The organism is Bacteroides sp. 3_1_13 (assembly GCF_001185845.1).
Classification (GTDB): domain Bacteria; phylum Bacteroidota; class Bacteroidia; order Bacteroidales; family Bacteroidaceae; genus Bacteroides; species Bacteroides xylanisolvens.
The window spans coordinates 3015945-3036989 of record NZ_KQ236955.1 but is presented as its reverse complement, the minus strand read 5'-3'; the positions used below and the strand labels follow the sequence as shown (position 1 = coordinate 3036989).

The following is a 21045-nucleotide window of genomic DNA, read 5'->3' as shown; positions in this document are numbered from 1 at the left end:
GCGGAACCGTATACAATTATGCCCTTTCAGGGCGCAAATTCAGATTGCCGTTTTTACGTAGGGCGTTGCCCTACGCTATATAATTAAGCCCTTTCAGGGCACCCCGCAAAATTATCATTTAGTTCATTTCAGTACAGTTTTACTCCAATTCAACTACTGATTCGTATAAACCTGTGTTTGAATACTATAATATATCTGTTCCGTCCTTCTATCAGCGCACCGGCGTCAGCCCCATCTTCTTAGCCCGCTCGAGCATGAAAGCATGAGCAGCCTCATATTCGTTCGGAATCACTCCATCCAAGATAGCATCCTTTATAGCACTTTTCAGAACACCGACTTCACGACAAGGTTCCAAACCGAAAATCTCCATAATTTCTTCTCCACTCACGGGTGGCTGGAAGTTACGGACACGGTCTTTCTCCTCCAAATCCTTCAGTTTTTGTCGAACCAACTGGAAGTTATTCAGGAAACGCTGCTTACGTTCCATATTCTTGGAAGTAATATCCGCTTCACAGAGCATCATCAAGTCGTCAATGTCATCTCCCGCTTCAAAGAGCAGACGGCGTACAGCCGAGTCTGTCACCACATCATCCGCGATAACAATCGGACGCATGTGCAGGCTAACCAGCTTCTGCACGTACTTCATCTTCTCATTCATCGGCAGCTTCATCTTGCGGAAGATATTCGGAATCATCTTTTCACCGATAAAATTATGGTTATGGAACGTCCATCCCGCTTTCGGTTCCCAACGTTTCGTGACAGGCTTGGCAATGTCATGCAGCAAAGCAGCCCAGCGTAACCAAAGGTTATCAGTCTTCTTGCTGATATTATCCAGCACTTCCAATGTGTGATAAAAATTATCCTTATGCGAACGTCCGTTCCGTGTTTCCACTCCCTGCAAGGCAGCAAATTCCGGGAAAATCAACGGCAGCAAACCGCTACGTTCCAAATCAATAAAACCTTTTGAGGGAATCGGAGAAAGAATAATCTTATTCAGTTCGTCCGCAATACGTTCACGGGAGATAATTTCAATCCGTTCCTTATTCCGACAAAGCGATTCGAAAGTATCATCGTCAATGTAAAAGCCCAGCTGCGTAGCAAAACGGATGCAACGCATCATGCGCAAAGGATCATCGCTGAAAGTGATATCCGGGTCGAGCGGAGTGCGGATTGTCTTTTCCTTCATATCCTCCATGCCTCCGAACGGGTCTACCAGCTCGCCGAAACGTGCCTTATTGAGACATACGGCAAGAGCATTGATCGTGAAATCACGACGGTTCTGATCGTCTTCCAGCGTACCGTCTTCAACAATCGGTTTGCGCGAATCCCGTTGATAAGACTCCTTACGCGCACCTACAAACTCTACTTCCGTACCTCTGTATTTTACTTGTGCTGTCCCGAAATTCTTGAAAACAGAGACATGAGCACCACGTCCCAACCGTTTTCCAAGGGCTTCTGCCATTGCAATTCCACTTCCTACAACTACTACATCTATATCTTTAGAGGGACGTTGCAGAAAAATATCACGAACGTAGCCACCTACCACATAACACTCCATGCCGAGCGCATCGGCCGTTTCGGCTATCTGTCCGAAGATGGGTTCGCTAAAATACTGCTTCAATTCCTCTTGAGTCAACTCTATCATTCTTTTTAGTTATAAGTTTTGAGGGGACAAAATTACAAAAATAAGGGATATATTTGTATTTTTGCCGCTAATAAAGTGAATGAAGAACAGAACGATGAACAGTGAATGGCAAACGGACACTGCTTCTTCATGTAAATAATAGAACCAGTAAATAAAATTTGTGATGAAAAAACTGATTATCCTCTTTTGTGGTACGCTGGCATTAGCTGCCTGCGGAAATGGCCTTGAGAAAAAAGCCAATGAAAAACTGATGGTTGCCAAGGCTGCCTACGAACGTGGCGACTATGAAGAAGCTAAGTTACAAATTGACAGTATCAAGATTCTGTATCCCAAAGCGTTCGAAGCACGTAAGGCAGGACAGGCACTAATGCTTGATGTTGAAACAAAAGCACAGCAAAAAACGCTTGCTTATCTGGATAGCACCTTTCAGGCAAAAACGAAAGAATTCAACGCCATCAAAGACAAATTCACACTAGAAAAAGATGCCGAATATCAACAAGTAGGCAACTACCTCTGGCCTACACAGACCATTGAGAAAAACATGCACCGTTCGTACCTCCGCTTCCAAGTGAACGAGCAAGGCATCATGAGTATGACCTCTATCTATTGCGGTGCCGGCAATATCCACCACAACAAAGTGAAAGTGATTGCTCCTGACGGCAGTTTTGCCGAAACTCCAAGCTCCAAAGACAGCTACGAAACGACCGATATGAACGAGAAAATAGAAAAAGCTGATTACAAACTGGGAGAAGACGGTAATGTAATCGAATTCCTACATCTCAATAAAGACAAAAATATCCGTGTGGAATATATGGGCGACCGTACCTATAAAACAACGATGAGTCCCACCGACCGACTAGCCGCAGCCAATGTTTATGAATTAGCGCAAATCCTCTCTGCAATGGAACAGATTAAAAAAGAACAAGAGGAAGCTAACCTGAAAATCGGATTTATCAATAAGAAAAAAGAACGGAAAGCACAGGAGGAAATTACCGATTAATAAAAAGGAAACTCCATTTGGCAAAAAGAAAACGATCTGTGCGGAAATGAGATAAATGATTTTTTTATTTTTAGACATAAGAACAAAAGAACATAAAGGCTGCGCTTTGAAAATTATTTTTGTTGCTTATTGAACTGCTATTTTATTTTTTGTTCTTTTGTTCTTCTGTCTGAATTATATTCCCATTTAACTAAAAACCGTCAAAAGAGAAGCTATTTAGCAGAAAAAACCATCGGTCAACAATAAAACTGACGGGAATAGTTGTTATTTTTCATAAACGACAACTATTCCCGTCAAATGTATAATAAGCCTCTTTATTCTCTGCGCGGGAGAAAAGGCGTTTCCTGGTATGGAGAAAAGGCGTAGTCTGCCATCATAAAACGGCGTTGCCTGGTAGGCAAAAACGGCGTAGCCTCCACATCCTTATTTTACTCTTCTATTCAATTGATTATTAGCCTTTTCCTGTTTTGATTTTCCAACCCGTTTTCCGGTTGTCTTCTTTTTACCGGCTGCGGACTTTGTCTTTCCGGCAAAGGGATTGTTATTTTTTTTGATTGGCATAGACAACACTTATATAAACAGTACTTATACCTTAATTCTTGTTCCTCTTATTCTCCTTCGTAATATTCGCCCAGAAACCAGCGAGCCACAAAATCCCAGTTTTCCTGCAACAGTTCTTTTCCATTCTCAAACGGGAACTGTGCTTCTGGCAACAGCTCATGTTCCATTCCATATTTCAACAAATCAAACGGGCACAAACCTTCTTCACAAAACAGCTCGTATGCTTCCTCTTCTGCCAGTTCAGCATTGTAGAGCGGGTTGCGTTTGTCCGCAAAATATGGGGCCACATCAGGCCCTATCAACAACCCTTTCGGATTGGCGAAAACCACGAAGTTATCAAACTCTTTTAAATCAGGCAACAGAGAATCTTCTTCATCCTCCCACTTCAATGATTGCACAAAGAAAAATTTCAGCGCATCGTAAGAGTCGAAATATAAAAGCGGTTCACCTTTACTTGCTTCAAGGAAACGCTCAACGTTGGCAGGCATTTTTTCTCCCGGCAAAGCTATCGGCAAAGGCATTCGCTTCTTTTGCATCAATTCCGTTTCCAGCAACCAATCCGTCGCAAGGTAATCACTGATAGGAGCCAATTCGAACGCAGCATCCAAACGGTTGTATAATACATCTGCAAACTCCAGCAAATCTGCATCCATCGGGTTCTCCACTCCGTCAAAATCATCACCGACCGGTGAATTGATTGCCCACAAAAGGAAAACAACATCTTCACGGTTGATTTCGTCCGGCAGATATTCGTCCGTCAACGTGTAGAAAGGCAGGTAACGTCCGTAGTTTTCCTGATGCCAGTGGATAAATTGACGCCAGTTTCCTCCGTCTGCCACGCAATCTTCCAAGTACAAAGCACACGTCAGAGCCACTTGCTTCTGGTCTTCTTCCATCTCTTTCCCACCATATATATAAGATTCAGCCACCAATGGCAATAGCTGATTAGCGAAATCCAGATACCATTCATCCGTATTCACTACCTTTGCACGACCGTGAGCGTCCAGCCATGCCTGCATATAAATTTTCTGTTGTTTCATACTACAAACGTTTCAAAGCCAGTTTGATAACCTTTTCTACCGGAGCATCCGGTTCTTCCTTCAAGATAGCCAACACCACCTTCTGTGAAGGCGCGGCAGCAAAACCGAGCATTGTTAATGCAGACACCGCCTCTTCCTGCACTTCCGCATTGGCAGGTTGCAGCAACAGACCTGCGGAAGCACCTCCGCCGGCAGACCCACTCATCGTTTTTATCTTATCTTTCAGGTCAACAATCACCCGTTGCGCAGTCTTCAGCCCGATACCTTTCACCGTTTTCAGCATATTCGCGTTTTCGGTGCTGATTACGTTCACCAGTTCGGCAGGTGAGAGCGCCGAGAGAATCATACGTGCCGTGTTCCCCCCGATTCCGGAGACGGAAATCAACAACAGGAAAATCTCCCGCTCCTGCTTCTCGGCAAATCCGTAAAGCACATAAGCGTCTTCCCGAATCGCCTCGTGAATATATAGCTTACAGTTTTTCTTTCCCTGAATAGCCGAATAGGTATTCAAGGATATATTGGCGGCATATCCCACCCCGTTACAGTCAATCACTGCGGTTGCCGGACTTAGTTCGGCAAGTTCGCCTCTAATATATTCTATCATAACAGGGACAAAGATAAAACAATTTCACCACAGAGGACACAGAGGCCACAGAGTTTTTTCGATGCAGCACATCACACCCTGATTTGCTTTCATGCGGACCGGTATTGCCTGCTAGTGAAAAAAAATAAAATATTAAAGCGAATGAACCAAAGTTAGTAGTAAATTGTTTACTTTTGCAAGCAAAAGAAAGAAATTTGTTCATTAAAACCAAGAAAAGAATGAAAAAAGTAAGAGCTGCCATCGTTGGTTATGGTAACATCGGACATTATGTACTGGAAGCGCTTCAGGCGGCACCTGATTTCGAAATAGCCGGAGTCGTTCGTCGTGCAGGAGCAGAGAACAAACCGGAAGAGTTGGCAAACTATGCAGTAGTAAAGGACATAAAAGAGTTGGGGGATGTAGACGTAGCTATTCTTTGCACGCCAACCCGCAGCGTTGAGAAATATGCAAAAGAATATCTGGCAATGGGAGTTAATACGGTAGACAGTTTCGATATCCACACTGGTATCGTAGACTTACGCCGCACACTGGATGCTGCCGCCAAAGAACATAAAGCCGTATCGATCATCTCTGCCGGATGGGATCCGGGAAGCGACTCCATCGTGCGCACCATGCTCGAAGCGATTGCTCCGAAAGGAATCACTTACACCAACTTCGGTCCGGGTATGAGCATGGGACACACAGTAGCCGTAAAAGCTATCGACGGGGTGAAAGCCGCTCTTTCCATGACTATTCCTACCGGCACGGGAATCCACCGCCGCATGGTGTACATCGAACTGAAAGACGGATATAAATTTGAAGAAGTAGCTGCTGCCATCAAAGCAGATCCTTACTTCGTGAATGATGAAACACACGTGAAACTCGTTCCGAGCGTAGACGCTCTATTGGATATGGGTCACGGTGTAAATCTCACTCGCAAAGGTGTATCCGGCAAAACACAGAATCAGTTGTTCGAATTTAATATGCGCATCAACAACCCCGCACTGACAGCACAAGTGCTGGTATGTGTGGCACGTGCTTCGATGAAGCAACAGCCGGGATGTTACACAATGGTAGAAATTCCTGTTATCGACCTTCTCCCCGGCGACCGTGAAGAATGGATCGGACATTTGGTATAATATATTTTATACATAAAATAAAAATTAAATAGAGAAAGGCGATATACCTTTCTCTATTTTTTTTATCTTTGTGAACATACTACAAAAAACACAATTATGAGAAAACTATTCATTCTCTGCGCATTTCTATTGCAATACCTGCTGTTGCCTGCCTACCCACAACAAGCCACAACAGCCACCATAGAGCCCAATCTGAAATATGGAAAACCTTCCAAAGAAGAACTGTCTCTCACCTCTTATGCCCCGGACACTACCGCCACGGCCATTTATCTATTCCATCAGGGACAAAGTGACTTCATCTACCACGACGGTTTCCAGCTGACTACCGAGCATTGGGTACGCATCAAAATTCTAAAACCGCAGGGAGTGTCATACGCCGATGTTTCCGTTCCTTACTACTCTCCTACCGATAAAGATGAAGGACAGGAAAGAGCCAGTGACATAGAAGGCTGCTCCTACAACATGGAAAATGGAAAATGTATCAAAACACCCATGAAGCGGGAATCCATTTCTTTCGAGCGAATCAACAACCTGTATAAAATGCTAAAATTCTCTCTGCCTGCCGTCAAAGAGGGGACTGTCATCGAATATCACTACAAACTCTACTCCGACTATTTTTCACATATCGACAACTGGATGATGCAGGAGGAACTTCCTATGCTCTACAACCAATACAAAATCACAATCCCTCATGTATTCGTCTACAACATCGAACTCCGGGGAAAGGATTACATACAAGTGAAGCAAAGAGACTCCTCCATTCATGCCACGGAACGTGACGGGTCCGGTGCAGGGGGAGTCAGCAAAGACTTCACCGTTTCGGCACAGGAAACCACCTTTATCTCACGCAACCTTCCGGCTATCCGACAGGACGAATCCTATTGCTGGTGCCCGGAAGACTATAAAGTACAAGTCAGTTTCGACCTGCAAGGAACCCAATTCACACCCAATGAATACAAGCCATACAGCCAGAAATGGGAAGATGTAGATCACCAACTGCTAAAACCGGAAAATACACAGTTCGGCAAATATCTCTCGCTCACCAACCCTTTCCGTCCCGAAACCAAACAAGCCTACAACAGCGAAATGAATTTCGAGGAGAAAATCATCTGCGCCTTCCAGGTACTCAAAAAGAAAATGGCCTGGAACGGACGGTATCAGCTCTACAGTAAAGAACTCGAAAAGGTTATCAAGAAAGGAAGCGGCAGTAATGCCGACCTCAATTTTATCCTTATCAGCATCCTGAAAGACTTCGGACTGGAAGCCTATCCGGTGGCTATGAGCCGGCGTTCATCAGGCATACTGCCCTACAACTTTCCTTCCCTTCAGAAACTGAATACATTCATTGTCGCCGTCTACGACATAACCAAACAGAAATATGTATTTTTAGACAGCTCCATGGCTGTACCCGCCCTCAATATATTGCCACTCGACTTAGCTGTAAACAAAGCACGCATACTTTCCCTCAAAGAGAAAGAAGATAAGAAATGGGTGAACGTGATGGCTCTTTCCGACAATAAAAGTTTTATGAAGATTGATGCCCGAATAGAGGGAAACCAAGTGAAAGGACATCGCAGCACGGTTCTTTACGGGCAGGAAGCCATCGAATATCAGACGAATGAGAAGCATAAGCAAGACAGTCTCGTTTCGAATCCTAAAAACAATGTCAGCCAGAAAGAGAAACTCACTTTCACCAACCTGAAAGTGAAAAAACAAGAAAATGACTACGCACTGATAGAAGAAGAGTTCGACTTCGTCTTGCAAGCCGACCGGACGAACGATCACCTTTATATTAATCCGATGCTCTTTCCGCAATTGAAAAATAATCCGTTTATCCAGACGGAACGGGTACTTCCCATCGAATTCCCCTATCCGTACAAGTTCACGATGCTGTCTACGCTGACTCTCCCCGATGGCTACGAAGTGGAGGAGCTGCCTCAATCACAAACCATCCGGTCAGAAGGAGACGGATTACAATGTAAATATATGATCCAGAAACAGGGAAATACAATCCTGCTCAATTATGTATTCCACCTGAAAGGATACATATTCCTTTCCGAACAATACAAACAGCTACAGGAACTCTGGACCAAAGTGATCGAAAAAAATAATGCACTAATCGTACTCAAGAAAATATAAACTCTACCTGTTAATAGAATGATTCGTTCCAATCACTCCATCCTAAAGCAAATAATACGTCGGGCATTCAGCCTGTCCGGTGTCCTTATTTGCCTAAGTCTGCACACACAGACAGTGCGTGCACAGGATATTCTCAAGGATGCCAATTCCATTATCGTGGAAGCACGCACAGAGGTTCTCTGCAAATCCATGACTCAATCCATAGAAAAAGAGAGCCTGACAATCACTGTTCTCAACCATAAGGGACTGGATGCAGCACATTTCTTCTGCGGGTGTGACATGTTCCGTTCTTTGCAGAGATTTTCCGGAGAGATCATCAATGCCGGCGGACAAAGTGTACGCAAGATAAAGAAAGGCGAACTTCAGAAAAGTGAATATAGTTCTTCGCTTAGCACGGACGATTATTTCTATTATTATGAATGTAATTATCCCACATTCCCTTTCACTGTGAAATACGAATGGGAAGTGAAGTGCAATAACGGATTGATCGGCTATTCCACCTTTATACCGCAGGCATACCCCAACCAAGGGGTGGAGAAAGCAACTTACCGTATTGAGCTGCCTGCAGGACAAGGATGCAGATACCGTGAGCTGAACACGCAAGGAAAAAAAATCCAAGTAAAAGAATCTACCGGAGCCGACGGGCAGCAAGTGATTGGAGCCACCGCCTACAAACTCTCTCCCATCGTCAAAGAACCTTTCGGGCCGGATTTTGCAGAACTGCTTCCACGTGTCTATTTTGCGCCTTCCGCCTTCAAGTATGACAAGTCGGAGGGCGATATGAGCAGTTGGCAAAAGTACGGAGAGTGGCAATACCGATTGCTCGACGGGCGCGACCTGCTCACCGAACCTTTCCGCGCCAAGCTGCACGAACTGACAGCCAACTGTGCCACCGACCGGGACAAGGTGAACGCCATTTATGATTATCTGGCAAAAACCACCCGCTACGTCAGCATCCAACTGGGTATCGGAGGTTTACAGCCTATTGCTGCTGCCGATGTCTGCCGCACGGGATTCGGCGACTGTAAGGGATTATCCAATTACACCCGTGCCATGCTGAAAGAATTGGGGATTGCTTCTACTTATACAATTATCAGTACCACCAACGAACGTTTGTTACCGGATTTCTCCAGTGCCAACCAAATGAATCACGTCATTCTGCAAGTTCCGCTTCCACAAGACACGCTTTGGCTGGAATGCACCAATCCGTCGCTTCCATTCGGTTATGTTCACCAGGATATTGCCGGACACGATGCTTTACTAATTGAACCGGACGGTGGCAAAATGTGCCGCCTGCCCACTTATCCCGACTCGCTGAACACGCAGCACATCGCTGCCGACATCACTCTCTCCCCCACAGCAAAAGCACGGATAGAAGTGAACGAAGTCTCCCGGATCTTCCAATACGAAAATGAAGCAGGCATCGTCTATCTGGAACCTAACAAACAGAAAGACCGCATCCGCTCGGGCATCCACTTGTCTCAAGCCGATATCCGGAATCTGCAAATCAGCGAATGTAAGGAGGCAAATCCATCCATCACTTTCCGCTACACTGCCACCAGCAATCAATACGGTCATAAGACGGGAAACCGCTTGTTTATCCCCGCCAATGTGTTCCGAAAAGAATTTAGTGTTCCTCCTCTGACGAAGCGCACTTATCCTATTCATATCGACTACGGCTACACAGATACAGACAGTATCCGCATCCAACTGCCGGAAGGCTATGTGATTGAAGGACTTCCGAAACCACTTGACGTGAAAAGCAAGTTTGGCAGTTTTCATTCCGACATTCAGGTGAAAGATAAGAAAATATGCATCGTTCACCGATTGTTCATGTCTAAAGGGGTTTACAGTCCGGATGAATATGCGGCATTTCTTGATTTCCGCAAGCAAGTAGCCGGGCAATACAGTGGAAAAATCATTCTAAAAAAAGAATAAGGGGGGGGGGAACGCTTTACGGAAAATAAAGTATCTTTGCAACTCAATATTTTTTATGACTTAACAATTCAAAAAAAGGAACATTGAAGAACAAACGATACAATAATATAGAAGAATGGGCAAATACCCTTAGCCATGGAATAGGTATTCTGCTTGGAATCGTGGCCGGATATTTATTATTGGAAAAGGCTTCCGAAAATATAGAACCGCAGTGGGCAGTTGCTTGTGTATCTGTCTACTTGGCGGGGATGCTTTCTTCTTATGTCAGCTCTACGTGGTATCACGGCAGTCGTCCGGGAAAGCTGAAAGAGCTGCTCCGTAAATTCGATCATGGAGCTATCTATTTGCACATTGCCGGAACCTATACTCCTTTTACCCTGCTCGTTCTGCGGCATGCCGGCGGATGGGGATGGGGAATTTTCGCTTTCGTCTGGCTGTCGGCTATCGCCGGTTTCATTCTTAGCTTCAAAAAACTGAAAGAACATAGCAATCTCGAAACGGCTTGTTACGTAGGGATGGGCGCCTGTATATTGGTAGCCATGAAACCTTTGTTAGATCATCTGGGAGAACTGGGAGCCACTACCGCTTTCTGGTGGCTGATTGGCGGAGGAGTTTCGTATATCGTGGGAGCTGTTTTTTATTCGTTGCGCAAACCATATATGCATGCCACTTTCCACTTGTTTTGTCTGGGAGGCAGCATCGGGCATATCATTGCCATCTGGCTGATTCTATAAGGAATAGTAGGGACAAAAAAAAGGCTATCTATCCCAGACAGCCAATCTTTGTTAACCTTAAATCTAATACTATGAAAAACACAGTACAAAGATACGGACTTTTCGGTTATCTCCAAATTTTCAGGGCAAAGCAGCCTAACTTATAACACGGTTTAATAAAAAGCAGAGGTTTGTTAACGTTTAACGCAATAAAGTTAAAAATTAACGAATCGTTTATTAACTATTTAAATGATTGAATGATCGGACCAAGTAAAAATTGTTGTTGGCGAGTTCCCTGCTAAAAGATAGTGACGCTATCCGATACAAATAGCGACGCTATATGACAATGATACCGTCACTATCCCAAGCATATACCGTCACTATCTTTTCTACGTCAATCGGAGGGCTTACGTCCACTTATAGCATATACCAACAATGATTGTTGCCTGATCCGAATTATCTCTAAAGCCTCTCTCTAAAGTTGAAACAAACAAACAGATTCGCCAATTCGTTATATATAAAAGAGTAATTTAAAACAATTATAAAGCATAAATTTATGGACTGGGAAAATCATCTTATAAAGCACCTGCAATGGTCGGACTCCATTATCAACCGGGAAGCCAAAGAACACGTAGCCCGTGAAATTGCCGCCACGGCAAAAGACGGAGATGTGATAGGAGCCGGCTCCGGCTCTACAGTCTATCTAACTCTGTTCGAACTGGCGCGACGGATTCGTGAAGAGCACTTGCATATTGAAGTGATTCCCGCCTCTCAAGAAATCTCGATGACTTGCATACAGCTAGGCATCCCACAAACTACCCTTTGGAACAAGCGACCCGACTGGACATTTGACGGAGCGGACGAAGTAGACCCACAGCAAAACTTGATTAAAGGACGTGGCGGAGCTATGTTCAAAGAAAAACTGCTCATTAGAAGCAGCCGCAAAACATTCATCATCATCGACCCCAGCAAGCGCGTCAATCAGTTGGGAAATAAATTTCCCATTCCGGTAGAGGTCTTTCCGGACTCACTAACTTATGTAGAGCATGAGCTGCAACGACTGGGTGCATCAGAAATCGTCCTGCGTCCAGCCCACGGCAAAGACGGGCCTGTCTTTACAGAAAATGGGAATTTCATCCTCGACACTCGTTTTAACTATATTGATTCTTCGCTCGAAGAACAACTCAAAACCATTACCGGTGTCATAGAGAGCGGCCTTTTCATAGGTTATGATGTCGAAGTTATCATGGCAGAGTAAAACAATGTAAACTGGAAAATCGCATTTTGTAGAGATATGAATTAAATTTGTTCTAGTACAAATAAATATAGTATAGCTCTGTATCTATTTCATTTAGCAGAATTGAGTTGTACGACACCCGGGTGTCATGCAGCTTGACACCCGGGTGTCAGTATGCTCAACACCCGGGTGTCGGTATGTATGAGACCCGGGTGTCGTACAAGTTATTATTACAGTATCTTGCATTCTTCTTTACTATAAGTCATAACTCCAATCACTGTCAGACTATAGCATTTAATTTATAACCCTTAAAACACAGATATTAAAACGTCATCAAACATATTTTTATTCAAAGCCGAAGATAATTGAAATAATAGTGAAAACACTGGGAAATTCATTAAAAATTCGGGTAGAATATTACCCCCCATCTCAAAATCAATGAGAAAAAAAGACTACTAAATAAACAAGAGCAGATAAAGGAAATTTCAATAAAAGAAACCGGAAGAACCGGACAATTTGCGAAAATAGAAACAAAACAACTGAAAAGCAATAAGATAGAAGAAGAAAACACGAAAAAACAGGAAGAAAAAAGATCAATAAGTCTTAGCAGAACTTGGTACATTTGCGATTGTAAACTTACCATCAATATCAGTGATAGTACCAAGGGTAGTGCCATTCACCAATATTGAAGCACCTACGACAGGTTGTCCATCTTCTTCAGAAGTAACCAAACCGGTAACTCTGGATGTCTGCGCTGTCATCAGACCTATACCTATAAAAAGGAAGGTCATTAAGAACATCAATTTTCTTTTCATAAATTCTCTCTTAAATTTAACCTATAAACAGATTTTTTGTCTCTAACAGGTTGCAAAGATAATACTAATTATGACAAACCGGAAAAAGTGTTACGTATTTAACTAAAAAGTATTATTTTGCAAGCAGTTATCCAGCAAAAAGCAACAAACTATAACTATGAATATTCAATTTAATATATTTTAAAATAGAATTTCTATCATAAAGATATTGTCCAAAAAGATATTTTCAAGATAAAAAGAGCATTATTTCCTCCCAAATGGTATCTTTTTATCATTTTGCATCTCTCAAAAGACTAAAGAACTATTAACAATGATGAAAACTGAAACGACCATGTACCAAGTTCTGCTAAAACTTTGCGCATTTCTTATGTAGGAATGATTTCGCAGGACGTTTCCATCAAACCGGGAGTAATTAAAGTCGTATTAAAAAGTGACGCAAAGGCACTGGATGAGGTTGTGGTGACAGCCATGGGTATCTCGCGTGAAAAGAAAGCACTGGGTTACGCCGTTCAGGACGTAAAATCAGATCAGCTGACGCAAGCTGCCAACTCCAATCTGGCAGGAGCGCTGCAAGGTAAAGTATCCGGTTTGGACGTTAAGCCTTCAAGTGGTATGCCAGGAGCTTCTTCACAGATCACCATCCGTGGTGCACGTTCCTTCTCGGGTGACAACACTCCGCTTTACGTTATCGACGGAATGCCGGTAACCAGTACGCCGGACGTTAGTACAGACATACAGAACAATGGTAGTGTGAGCGGAGCCGACTTCGCCAACCGTGCGGTAGATATCGACCCTAATGATATTGAAAGTATCAACATTTTGAAAGGACAGGCTGCTTCTGCACTTTATGGCATCCGTGCTTCCAATGGTGTGATTATCATCACAACCAAAAGTGGTAAAGGGCTGGAAAAAGGCAAACCGCAGGTTAGCTTCTCTTCTAATGTCAGCTTCGATGTAGTCGGTCGTCTGCCGGAGTTCCAGAAAACATACGCACAAGGTTCGGGTGGAGTATTCAGCACTACTTCGGGAACGTCTTGGGGACCTAAGATTTCCGAACTTCCAAACGACGCAACGTATGGAGGTAACACGGATAACGAATACACGCAGAAGTTCGGTAAGCAACAGGGAAAATATTATGTTCCCCAACGTGCAGCAGCCGGTCTTGACCCGTGGGCTACTCCACAGGCGTATGACAATGCAAAAGACTTCTTCGACACAGGAATCACCTGGAGCAATTCATTGAATGTAGCGCAGATGCTCGACAAGAGCTCCTACTCTATCTCATTGGGAAATACACATCAGGACGGTATTATCTCAAGCACTGGTATGGACAGATATAATGTAAAGGTTAGTGCTGACACGAAACTGACCAACAACTGGAGTTCCGGATTTACAGCTAACTATATCACTACTTCTATCGACAAGGCAGTGACTTCCGGTAACGGTCTGTTGAGAACGGTTTACGCAGCTCCTCCCAGCTATGATCTTGCCGGTATTCCAAGTCACGTAGACGGTAACCCGTACACACAGAATTCTTTCCGTGGTAGCTTTGACAACGCTTATTGGGCGATGGAAAACAACAAATTCACAGAAGATACCAACCGTTTCTTCGGAAATGTATACGCAAGCTATCAGACTGATTTTGGTACAACCAACCACAAGTTGAACGCAAAATACATGGTCGGCGTGGATGCTTACACCACTCACTATGTAGACAGCTACGGATACGGTAGTAACACGGGTGGCGGTCGCGGACAAATCGAAAACTACGGCTGGACGAACGCTACATACAACTCTTTGCTGACCATCAACTATGACTGGCGCATCAACGAGGACTGGGGACTGAATGCTGTATTGGGTAACGAAATTATCCAAAGTAACAGAAAGAAGTATTATGAATATGGTACGAACTACAACTTCCCGGGATGGAACCACATCAACAACGCCACTACTCAACAGACAGAGGAAGAGACGTGGAAAAACCGCACAGTGGGATTCTTCGGTAACGTATCGGCTTCTTACAAAAATATGCTTTATCTGACCCTCACCGGACGTCAGGACTACGTATCTAATATGCCACGCAACAACCGTTCGTTCTTCTATCCTTCTATTTCGGCAGGCTTCATCCTGACGGAACTGGATGCATTGAAAAACAATGTTGTTAATCACGCTAAATTGAGAGTATCTTATGCGGAAGTAGGACAAGCAGGGGATTTCCTCGAAAACTACTACTCAACTCCGACCTATGGAGGTGGTTTTTACACACTGACTCCGATCATGTATCCGATGAAAGGTACTACTGCCTATACTCCGTACTACACGATTTTCGACCCGAAACTGAAACCGCAGAACACACGTTCGTATGAAGTGGGTACTGACGTGAACTTCCTCGATAACTTAATCACATTCAGTTATACGTACTCACGCCAGAATGTAAAAGACCAGATTTTTGAAGTGCCTTTGGCTTCTTCTACCGGTGCCAGCAAACTGCTCACCAACGGTGGTAAGATTCATACCAACACGCACGAATTCACTCTCGGCTTCAACCCCATCCGGACGAAAAATATCAACTGGGATTTTGCATTCAACTGGACGAAGATCGATAACTACGTAGATGAACTGGCACCGGGTGTAGAAAATATCTCTCTGGGTGGTTATGTTACTCCGCAGGTACGTGCTTCGGCAGGTGAGAAATTCCCTGTTATCTATGGTGTAGGTTTCAAGAGAGATGAAAACGGTAATCGTCTGGTAGACGAAAACGGTCTTCCTATCGCTGGTGAAGCACAGGTAATCGGTAAGGTTTCTCCGGACTTCCTGATGGGTTTCAACACCACATTACGCTTATGGAAGTGTACAATCAGCGCAGTACTCGACTGGAAACAGGGTGGCCAGATGTACAGCAGAACAACCGGACTGGCAGACTACTACGGTGTCAGCAAGAGAACGGAAAACCGCGAAGGTACCATCATCTTCGACGGATACAAAACCGATGGAACTAAAAATGATATCGCTATCACAGGTGCAAACGCACAACAGGTATTTTACAGCCGCCTGAACGATATTGACGAATCTTCTGTATATGACAATTCTTTCATCAAACTGCGTGAAGTGGCTGTCAACTACAAAATTCTTCAAAAACGTTCGATAGAACTTTCTGTAAACGCATTTGCCAGAAATATCCTGATCTGGGCTCAATTGCCTGACCTCGATCCGGAAGCCAGTCAGGGTAACAACAACATGGCAGGAGCATTTGAAGATTATTCAATGCCGCAGACAGCTAGTTTCGGCTTTGGTTTCAACATTAAATTTTAATCTGCAAGACAATGAAAAAATATAAATCAATAGGAAAATTGCTGGCAGTTTCTTTCTTGACTGCTGCCATTGCTTCTGCTTGTACGGAAGACGCAATGGATAAAATCAATGAAAACCCTAACAATCCTCTGGATGCGCCTGCAAAATTTTTGATTACAGACTTAGGGGTAAGCACTGCATTCAGCACTGTGGGAGGGGATTTCTCGCTCTATTCTTCTGTTTACATTGAACACGAAACGGGTATATCCAACCAGCTTTACCGGGCGGAAGTACGTAGCGGAGAGCCTACAACGGCTACTACCTACAACAACGCATGGATCAACGTGTATTCAAATATCAAGAACGCTAAAATCGTTATCAAGAAGTGTGAAGAAGATCCTTCGGAAAAAGGAAACGTAGTGACGGAAGCAATTGCTAAAATCCTGCTCGCTTACAACGGAGCAGTGGCTGCCGATGTATTTGGAAATACACCGTACAGCCAGACTGGTATCCTCAATCCGGACGGCACACCAATGTATATGCAGCCCAAAATAGATACGCAGGAAAGCATTTATCAGGAAGTGATGCAGAATCTGGATGATGCCATCACTCTGCTGGATAACGGTACTGCCAAAGATGCAGGTCTGTCCGGCGCAGTCGGTTCTAAAGACTTGATCTACGGTTCAAACACCAGTACTCAAGCAAGTATGTGGCTCAAGACAGCTTATGCGTTAAAAGCACGCTATACAATGCGTCTGCTCAATAAAAGTGCCAATAAGACAACTGATCTTCAGAACATTCTTACTTATGTGAGCAAATCATTTGCTAATGCAAGTGAAGAATGTAAACTGGCTGTTTATGACGCTGATTCGCAGTTGAATCCGCTTTGGTCATTCAGCTATAGCCGTAACAGTTTGGCAGCCAGTGCCAGTCTGATTGAAAAGTTTGTTGAGCGCAATGACCCCAGAGCACCGCAAGCATTTCTGGAGCCCGATCCCACCGGCTATATTGCTTATGGATACGGAGGTACGCAAGCTACAGACATCGCAGGTATCAAAGCGGCTCCTAACGGAACTCCGCAAGAGTTGCAGAACAATTATGGTATGTCAATGATATCATGGGCAATGTCGGCTCCTACTCTTTTAATCAGTTATCACGAAGTGAAATTCCTCGAAGCAGAAGCATTATGCCGTTTGGGAGGCAGACTGAGTGAAGCTAAGAATGCTTTAAAAGCTGCAATCACTGCCGGATTCGAGAATCTGGAAAACTCAATTATAGATGCCGCCGACACTTGGGTATATGATGGTGACAGCGATTTGGGGGCAGATGTAGCAGAAACCTATTTCACGGATGAAGTAGAACCGTTATTCGATGCCAACCCTCTGCAAGAGACAATGATACAGAAGTATCTCGCCTTCTTCGGTGCATCCGGCGAATCACTGGAAGCCTATAACGACTACCGTCGTTTGAAAGGTGCAGGAGAAAACTTCATTGTACTGAAGAACCCGCTGAACAACAATAAGTTCCCATTGCGCTTCGGTTATGGAGCAGACGACGTATTGGCAAATCCTGAAGTGAAAGCTGCTTTCGGTGATGGCCAGTATGTATATAGCGAAGCTGTCTGGTGGGCCGGCGGAAACAAATAATGAACTTAAAATCTCTCAAAGGAGAGACTTTACATAGAGTCGTTTCTGTACTCTAACAAATTAACAGAGGCGAACAAAAATAGGCCAACCGTGAGGTTCGCCTATTTTATTTTATCCAATTTCATCAGATGAATGCTCAAATAATAATAGAGAAAAAGGAATATTCAACGGCATCTTTTATATACCATTTTTCTACCCGATCATACTCTTTTTCTACTTTATTCCGTATTTACCGTTTAAGCACCTTTTAAATAAATTTAAAAAATTCCCGTACCAATCAATTTCACCACTGCAAATCGGGTAGATATTTGCTTAAAGTAGTGCGGAGAATACTCAAAGTAATAGGTTTCACCAACACTTCAGTTGCTCCTGCGTTCATTGCGTTTTCCTTATCCGAGCTGAAAGCATAAGCTGTCTGCATGATAATAGGAATTTCGGTATTAGACTCACGAATTATCTTCGTTGCCTCCAACCCGTTCATCACCGGCATCTTGATATCCATCAGCATTGCTTTGGTTCTTTCCTGATGCTGTTGAAACAACTCCACCATTTCCTGCCCATTTTTAGCCCACTCGATATCACACTTTTTGCCTATGATAGCCTTGATTAATTTAAAGTTGCTGTCATCGTCTTCAGCTACTAAAATTAAGGGTCTGAATTCATTCATTTGTTCGCTTTCCATATCGCTTATATATTGTTTTTTTATCTGTTTTTGGGGATTAATCTCCCTTTTCAGCCCGCAAGTTATAAAAAAGATTCATATATTTCGCTATCTTTGCGCCTCAATTTAAAAGAATAGTATGATTTCTGTTGACGGACTAGCCGTAGAGTTTGGCGGCACTACTTTATTTAGTGATATTTCTTTCGTAATTAATGAAAAAGACCGCATCGCACTGATGGGTAAAAATGGGGCGGGAAAAAGTACGCTGCTGAAAATTTTGGCAGGCACACGACAACCGACACGTGGAAAAGTTTCCGCGCCCAAAGATTGCGTAGTAGCCTATCTGCCTCAACATCTGATGACGGAAGACGGAAGAACAGTGTTTGACGAAACGGCACAGGCTTTTTCACATCTGCATGAAATGGAAGCGCAGATTGAAAAACTGAACAAAGAGCTCGAGACACGGACGGACTACGAGAGCGACAGTTACATGGCGCTGATTGAAGAAGTGTCTGCCTTGAGCGAGAAGTTTTATTCGATTGACGCAACTAATTATGAAGAGGATGTGGAAAAGGCATTGCTCGGATTAGGGTTCACCCGGAGCGATTTTCAACGCCAGACGAGTGATTTCAGCGGTGGATGGCGGATGCGCATCGAGCTCGCTAAGTTGCTGTTGCAGAAACCGGACGTACTCTTGCTCGATGAGCCGACGAATCATCTGGATATTGAATCTATTCAATGGTTGGAAGATTTCCTTATTAATAACGGGAAAGCAGTTATCGTAATCAGCCACGACCGCAAATTCGTGGATAATATTACAACACGCACCATCGAAGTGACGATGGGACGTATTTATGATTATAAGGTGAACTATTCCCAATATCTGCAACTGCGTAAGGATCGCCGCGAACAGCAGCAGAAGGCATACGACGAGCAGCAGAAGTTTATTGCTGAAACGAAGGAGTTCATCGAACGATTCAAAGGAACATATTCAAAGACGTTGCAGGTACAGAGCCGCGTCAAAATGCTGGAAAAGCTGGAATTGCTCGAAGTCGATGAGGAGGATACTTCTGCATTGCGACTGAAATTCCCGCCTTCACCCCGTTCGGGCAGTTATCCGGTTATCATGGAGGGTGTTGGAAAGGCATACGGAGAGAAAGTGGTGTTCCGCAACGCCAATCTGACGATTGAGCGTGGTGATAAAGTAGCTTTTGTCGGTAAAAACGGTGAAGGTAAATCTACACTCGTGAAATGTATCATGAAGGAAATCGAACATGACGGTACACTGACTCTAGGACATAATGTACAAATCGGATATTTCGCTCAAAATCAGGCTTCGTTGATGGATGAAAACCTGACAGTTTTCCAAACGATTGATGATGTAGCCAAGGGGGATATCCGGAACAAGATTCGTGATTTACTGGGTGCCTTCATGTTTGGTGGTCCCGAGGAATCAATGAAGAAGGTGAAAGTACTTTCGGGTGGGGAGCGTACCCGCCTTGCCATGATTAAATTGCTGTTGGAACCTGTCAACCTCCTGATCCTGGATGAGCCGACGAATCATCTGGACATGAAAACGAAAGATATCCTGAAACAGGCATTGCTGGATTTTGACGGCACGCTGATTGTTGTTTCACACGACCGTGACTTCCTCGACGGACTGGTGACCAAGGTATATGAGTTCGGTAATCAAAAGGTGACGGAACATCTTTGCGGCATCTACGAGTTCCTCGAAAAGAAAAAAATGGATTCGTTGCAAGAACTGGAAAAGAAATAATAAATAATAAAAAGAGGGTATCGGCTGCAGGCGGAATAAAAGTATTTGTATATTTGCAACATCATTTATAACAGGCAGTTAGAAAAAAATGGATGAAACAAGGCAGTTATACATTATAAGCGGATGTAACGGAGCTGGTAAAACAACAGCTTCCTACACTGTACTGCCTGAAATTTTATTATGCAAAGAGTTCGTTAATGCGGATGAAATCGCCAAAGGTTTATCACCGTTCAATCCGGAAAGTATGGCTATAGAAGCCGGCCGTCTGATGTTGAAACGTATTAATGAACTATTAGCTGCTAAAGTAAGTTTCTCTATTGAAACAACATTGGCAACCCGTTCATACACCCGGCTCATTCAAAGAGCACAAAATGCCGGATATAAAGTCAGCTTGATTTATTTCTGGCTGAATTCTCCGGAACTTGCCGTCAACCGTGTGTTACAACGGGTCAATGAAGGGGGACATAATGTACCGATGGACGTTATCTACCGCCGATATCAGGCAGGCATTAACAATCTGTTTCAGATTTATATGCCGCGTGTAGACTATTGGCTGTTAGCCGATAACAGTATTTCTCCTCGAGTAATTGTAGCCGAAGGTTACCAACATGGCGAGGATCGAATATATGAACTTGAACTTTTTAAATGCATCAAGAATTATGTCAAATAATGAAATGCAAGAATTGAGCGATAAATTACGACGCGGTCTTCAGCTGGCAGAAAAGCGATTGCTGGAAAAAAATGCTCGCAATGGTAAACTCCTTAGTCAGGGAACACCAGATGGAAAAGTAATTTATGTATCAGCAACAGAATTGCTGGAACGTTTGCAAGAAAAAGAAAAGGAATCAATAAAAAAATAA

15 protein-coding genes and 1 pseudogene are annotated in these 21045 nt (G+C 43.7%); 11 read left to right on the top strand and 5 right to left on the bottom strand.

The annotated features are described in order from the left end of the window. Nucleotides 1-211: 211 nt before the first annotated feature. On the bottom strand, nucleotides 212-1645 hold the full coding sequence (locus tag HMPREF9009_RS11090; protein ID WP_049702137.1) for a CCA tRNA nucleotidyltransferase: 1434 nt from the start codon (nucleotides 1643-1645) through the stop codon (nucleotides 212-214). A gap of 163 nt (nucleotides 1646-1808) precedes the next feature. On the opposite strand from HMPREF9009_RS11090, the gene HMPREF9009_RS11085 reads away from it, so the two are divergent. Next, entirely contained in the window at nucleotides 1809-2645 is an 837-nt protein-coding gene (locus HMPREF9009_RS11085) for an outer membrane protein assembly factor BamD (protein ID WP_049702136.1), read from the top strand. Nucleotides 2646-3253: 608 nt separating this feature from the next. Here HMPREF9009_RS11085 and HMPREF9009_RS11080 read toward each other — a convergent pair. Together HMPREF9009_RS11080 and ruvA are read right to left on the bottom strand one after the other, a co-directional pair. Beyond that, a complete protein-coding gene (locus HMPREF9009_RS11080; protein ID WP_049702135.1) occupies nucleotides 3254-4246 on the bottom strand; it encodes a DUF3843 family protein in 993 nt (330 codons plus the stop codon). A 1-nt stretch (nucleotide 4247) separates the two neighbouring features. Beyond that, the gene (ruvA, locus tag HMPREF9009_RS11075; protein ID WP_004314150.1) at nucleotides 4248-4850 is read right to left on the bottom strand and encodes a Holliday junction branch migration protein RuvA; all 603 of its coding nucleotides are present in this window, start codon (nucleotides 4848-4850) and stop codon (nucleotides 4248-4250) included. A 218-nt stretch (nucleotides 4851-5068) separates the two neighbouring features. Here ruvA and HMPREF9009_RS11070 point away from each other — a divergent pair, with 218 nt between their 5' ends. From HMPREF9009_RS11070 to rpiA, 5 genes are all read left to right on the top strand, one after another. Continuing rightward, entirely contained in the window at nucleotides 5069-5968 is a 900-nt protein-coding gene (locus HMPREF9009_RS11070; RefSeq protein WP_049702134.1) for a diaminopimelate dehydrogenase, read from the top strand. Between the two features lie 96 nt (nucleotides 5969-6064). Beyond that, nucleotides 6065-8107, top strand: a complete 2043-nt coding sequence (locus HMPREF9009_RS11065; RefSeq protein WP_049702133.1) for a DUF3857 domain-containing protein — start codon at nucleotides 6065-6067, stop codon at nucleotides 8105-8107. An 18-nt stretch (nucleotides 8108-8125) separates the two neighbouring features. Next, a complete protein-coding gene (locus tag HMPREF9009_RS11060) occupies nucleotides 8126-10045 on the top strand; it encodes a transglutaminase domain-containing protein (RefSeq protein ID WP_049702132.1) in 1920 nt (639 codons plus the stop codon). Nucleotides 10046-10128: 83 nt separating this feature from the next. Further along, on the top strand, nucleotides 10129-10779 hold the full coding sequence (gene trhA / locus HMPREF9009_RS11055) for a PAQR family membrane homeostasis protein TrhA (RefSeq protein ID WP_049702131.1): 651 nt from the start codon (nucleotides 10129-10131) through the stop codon (nucleotides 10777-10779). A 535-nt stretch (nucleotides 10780-11314) separates the two neighbouring features. Beyond that, nucleotides 11315-12016, top strand: a complete 702-nt coding sequence (gene rpiA, locus HMPREF9009_RS11050) for a ribose 5-phosphate isomerase A (protein ID WP_049702130.1) — start codon at nucleotides 11315-11317, stop codon at nucleotides 12014-12016. A 572-nt stretch (nucleotides 12017-12588) separates the two neighbouring features. On the opposite strand, the gene HMPREF9009_RS11045 is transcribed toward rpiA, so the two are convergent. Beyond that, nucleotides 12589-12810 (bottom strand): carboxypeptidase-like regulatory domain-containing protein, encoded by a 222-nt coding sequence (locus HMPREF9009_RS11045; protein ID WP_008024747.1) that lies wholly within the window; start codon nucleotides 12808-12810, stop codon nucleotides 12589-12591. A gap of 342 nt (nucleotides 12811-13152) precedes the next feature. Between HMPREF9009_RS11045 and HMPREF9009_RS11040 the strand changes: the two are divergent. Both HMPREF9009_RS11040 and HMPREF9009_RS11035 read left to right on the top strand, forming a co-directional pair. After that, nucleotides 13153-16122, top strand: a pseudogene (locus tag HMPREF9009_RS11040) (SusC/RagA family TonB-linked outer membrane protein); the annotation flags it as partial. Nucleotides 16123-16133: 11 nt separating this feature from the next. After that, nucleotides 16134-17747, top strand: a complete 1614-nt coding sequence (locus tag HMPREF9009_RS11035) for a SusD/RagB family nutrient-binding outer membrane lipoprotein (RefSeq protein ID WP_049702129.1) — start codon at nucleotides 16134-16136, stop codon at nucleotides 17745-17747. Nucleotides 17748-18030: 283 nt separating this feature from the next. On the opposite strand, the gene HMPREF9009_RS11030 is transcribed toward HMPREF9009_RS11035, so the two are convergent. Then, nucleotides 18031-18429, bottom strand: a complete 399-nt coding sequence (locus tag HMPREF9009_RS11030; RefSeq protein ID WP_004314143.1) for a response regulator — start codon at nucleotides 18427-18429, stop codon at nucleotides 18031-18033. A gap of 118 nt (nucleotides 18430-18547) precedes the next feature. Between HMPREF9009_RS11030 and HMPREF9009_RS11025 the strand changes: the two genes are divergently transcribed. The 3 genes from HMPREF9009_RS11025 (at nucleotide 18548) to HMPREF9009_RS11015 (ending at nucleotide 21045) form a co-directional block, all read left to right on the top strand. Beyond that, nucleotides 18548-20185 (top strand): ABC-F family ATP-binding cassette domain-containing protein, encoded by a 1638-nt coding sequence (locus tag HMPREF9009_RS11025; protein ID WP_008024752.1) that lies wholly within the window; start codon nucleotides 18548-18550, stop codon nucleotides 20183-20185. Nucleotides 20186-20273: 88 nt separating this feature from the next. Next, nucleotides 20274-20855: a zeta toxin family protein gene (locus HMPREF9009_RS11020; RefSeq protein WP_004314141.1), complete on the top strand. Its 582-nt coding sequence runs from the start codon at nucleotides 20274-20276 to the stop codon at nucleotides 20853-20855. Further along, nucleotides 20845-21045: a hypothetical protein gene (locus HMPREF9009_RS11015; protein WP_004314140.1), complete on the top strand. Its 201-nt coding sequence runs from the start codon at nucleotides 20845-20847 to the stop codon at nucleotides 21043-21045. The genes HMPREF9009_RS11020 and HMPREF9009_RS11015 overlap by 11 nt, the downstream gene beginning before the upstream one ends.

Coding starts and splice junctions, on each gene's coding strand:
- HMPREF9009_RS11090 (WP_049702137.1), bottom strand. CDS start 1,645: ATGATAGAGTTGACTCAAGAGGAATTGAAGCAGTATTTTAGCGAACCC.
- HMPREF9009_RS11085 (WP_049702136.1), top strand. CDS start 1,809: ATGAAAAAACTGATTATCCTCTTTTGTGGTACGCTGGCATTAGCTGCC.
- HMPREF9009_RS11080 (WP_049702135.1), bottom strand. CDS start 4,246: ATGAAACAACAGAAAATTTATATGCAGGCATGGCTGGACGCTCACGGT.
- ruvA (WP_004314150.1), bottom strand. CDS start 4,850: ATGATAGAATATATTAGAGGCGAACTTGCCGAACTAAGTCCGGCAACC.
- HMPREF9009_RS11070 (WP_049702134.1), top strand. CDS start 5,069: ATGAAAAAAGTAAGAGCTGCCATCGTTGGTTATGGTAACATCGGACAT.
- HMPREF9009_RS11065 (WP_049702133.1), top strand. CDS start 6,065: ATGAGAAAACTATTCATTCTCTGCGCATTTCTATTGCAATACCTGCTG.
- HMPREF9009_RS11060 (WP_049702132.1), top strand. CDS start 8,126: ATGATTCGTTCCAATCACTCCATCCTAAAGCAAATAATACGTCGGGCA.
- rpiA (WP_049702130.1), top strand. CDS start 11,315: ATGGACTGGGAAAATCATCTTATAAAGCACCTGCAATGGTCGGACTCC.
- HMPREF9009_RS11045 (WP_008024747.1), bottom strand. CDS start 12,810: ATGAAAAGAAAATTGATGTTCTTAATGACCTTCCTTTTTATAGGTATA.
- HMPREF9009_RS11035 (WP_049702129.1), top strand. CDS start 16,134: ATGAAAAAATATAAATCAATAGGAAAATTGCTGGCAGTTTCTTTCTTG.
- HMPREF9009_RS11030 (WP_004314143.1), bottom strand. CDS start 18,429: ATGGAAAGCGAACAAATGAATGAATTCAGACCCTTAATTTTAGTAGCT.
- HMPREF9009_RS11025 (WP_008024752.1), top strand. CDS start 18,548: ATGATTTCTGTTGACGGACTAGCCGTAGAGTTTGGCGGCACTACTTTA.
- HMPREF9009_RS11020 (WP_004314141.1), top strand. CDS start 20,274: ATGGATGAAACAAGGCAGTTATACATTATAAGCGGATGTAACGGAGCT.
- HMPREF9009_RS11015 (WP_004314140.1), top strand. CDS start 20,845: ATGTCAAATAATGAAATGCAAGAATTGAGCGATAAATTACGACGCGGT.